Below are 2,153 nucleotides of genomic sequence, written 5' to 3'. Positions count from 1 at the left end.
GCGGGCCGCCGCCGATCTCCTCCAGCGATTCGGCGGCGATGTGACCGCTCTGACCGTGGCTCAGCCATCCCTGGAGGATGTCTTTTTGCATTTGACGGGCCATCACTTCGATAGCCAAAACGAGGAATCGGATGGAACCGAGGAAAACTAATACGGCCGTCGGGGGCTTCGGATTGGGCGTCTATACGCTCTGGAAGCGGGAGGTGGTGAGGTTTCTCCGGCAGAAGAATCGCGTCGTGGGTGCTCTCGGCACCCCTTTGGTCTTTTGGTTTTTGATCGGCTCCGGCGTCGGAAGCTCTTTTCGGACGGGAACCGGCGGTGCCGGCGGTTACTTTGCCTACTTTTTTCCAGGGATGCTGCTCCTGGTCGTCCTTTTCACCGCGATCTTCTCGACGATTTCGTTGATCGAGGATCGTCGGGAGGGGTTTTTGCAAGCGGTTCTCGTCGCCCCGGTGCCCCGGTCGGCGGTGGTCGCGGCAAAGCTGTTGGGAGGGATGACGTTGAGCGTCCTCCAATGTCTGCTGATCTATCTTTTGGCCCTCCCCATGGGAGTTCACTTTTCTTTGGGATCCTTCGCCCTCGTGGTTGCGACACTCTGCCTCTTGGGGCTCGCGCTTACCGGAGTCGGGTATCTGCTTGCTTGGCCACTCGACTCGGTCCAGGGTTACCATGCCCTCATGAATCTCCTCTTGATGCCGCTCTGGCTTCTCTCCGGGGCGCTCTTCCCTCCGGAGGGATCGGTCGGCTGGATGCGGGGAATCATCCATGCCAATCCTCTCTACTACGGCTTGGAGCTCTTGCGTGCGGCGCTCTGGCCGAGCCGGTCGGGGGCATCCCTCTGGCTCTTTGCGGCGATCACTCTCTTCTTCACCATTGCGGTCGGCTTAGCGGCGGTCGTCATTACGGACCGCGTCCGGGTGAGACATCCATGAGCGAAAAAGTAAAGCCTTCCGTCGGGGTCGGACTGATTCCCTTTGGATTGGCGGTGGCTGTGCTCCTGTCTTTATTTCTGAGCCTGGGTTACTACGCGCTCTTCCATCGCGGATCTCGAGCCGCTCAGCTCCCCGTCCTCCGCCGTGTCCAGCCCTTTGCCTTGACGGATCAGCAAGGCAAGAAGGTGACACGGGAAGATTTGAAAGGGAAAGTCTGGGTCGCCGATTTCATTTATACCTCCTGTCCCGGCCCCTGCCCTACGGAGACTCTCCGCATGAAGGAGATCCAAGACCTCGTGGCGAACCTGCCGGATGTCCGGCTCGTTTCCTTTTCGGTCGATCCCGGCGCCGACACCCCTCCGGTGCTTCAACGGTATGCGGAAGCCCACGGAGCCGATCCGGCCAGGTGGCTCTTCCTGACGGGAAGCGTAAAGGAGATTTGGCTCTTGGCCTCGGAAAGCTTTGCTTTTGCCGTCGGCGAGAATCCTCCAAGTCGCCCTGCCGACGAGGGGCCGGTCTTCCATTCGACGCAATTTGCTCTTGTCGATCGAGCCGGAAGGATTCGGGGCTATTACGACGGATTGCAGTCGGCAACCCCATCCAAGATCGTTCAGGACATCCGTCGGCTTCTCGAGGAAGAGACCGCGGCGGGAAGAGATGCCAGCCTGCCGGCTCGGACTGGAGAGAAGTGATCGTGGTGTCGCAGCTTCCCGCCGTCAACGCCAGCCTCAACGCCCTGACCGGTTGCTTCCTGGTAGCCGGATTCGTGGCGATCAAACGGGGGAGGATCACCGTACACAGGAACTGCATGGTGGCGGCTTTCGCCACGTCCATGGCCTTTCTGGCCTGTTATTTGACCTATCATGCGATCCATGGGGCGACGCCTTTCCCTCGCCACGACTGGTCCCGGCCGCTCTACTTTACGATTCTCATCTCGCACACCATTCTCGCGGTCGTAAACCTGCCGGCGATCTTTGCTGCACTCTACTTTGCCGCCAAGGGACGATTTTCGGCGCACGCCCGAGTAACGCGCCTTCTCTGGCCTTCTTGGATCTATGTCTCGGTGACCGGAGTGCTGGTCTATTTCATGCTTTACCACTGGTTCTGCGTCTCCCCCTCCTAACGAGGAGTGCGGCTCCGCCGGATCAGGAAGCTCGTTCTTCTCTCCTTTTCCGGAAAGCGGCCTTCGGAAGCGGGCGAGCGGAGCGATGCCCGCACCGC

3 protein-coding genes are annotated in these 2,153 nt (G+C 60.1%); all 3 read left to right on the top strand.

Annotation, left to right across the window (positions count from 1 at the left end):
* Positions 1–131: 131 nt before the first annotated feature.
* From FN369_RS09380 to FN369_RS09370, 3 genes are read left to right on the top strand one after another with little or no spacing between them, the layout of a single operon-like run.
* Positions 132–932 (top strand): ABC transporter permease, encoded by an 801-nt coding sequence (locus FN369_RS09380; RefSeq protein WP_142525892.1) that lies wholly within the window; start codon positions 132–134, stop codon positions 930–932.
* A complete protein-coding gene (locus tag FN369_RS09375) occupies positions 929–1,624 on the top strand; it encodes an SCO family protein (RefSeq protein ID WP_142525891.1) in 696 nt (231 codons plus the stop codon). Before FN369_RS09380 ends, FN369_RS09375 begins: the two co-directional genes overlap by 4 nt.
* The gene (locus FN369_RS09370; protein ID WP_142525890.1) at positions 1,621–2,055 is read left to right on the top strand and encodes a DUF420 domain-containing protein; all 435 of its coding nucleotides are present in this window, start codon (positions 1,621–1,623) and stop codon (positions 2,053–2,055) included. The genes FN369_RS09375 and FN369_RS09370 overlap by 4 nt, the downstream gene beginning before the upstream one ends.
* Positions 2,056–2,153 lie beyond the last annotated feature (98 nt).

The sequence above is a fragment of the Methylacidimicrobium cyclopophantes genome (assembly GCF_902143385.2).
Lineage (GTDB): Bacteria > Verrucomicrobiota > Verrucomicrobiia > Methylacidiphilales > Methylacidiphilaceae > Methylacidimicrobium > Methylacidimicrobium cyclopophantes.
This window is presented reverse-complemented; position numbering and strand designations above follow the sequence as displayed.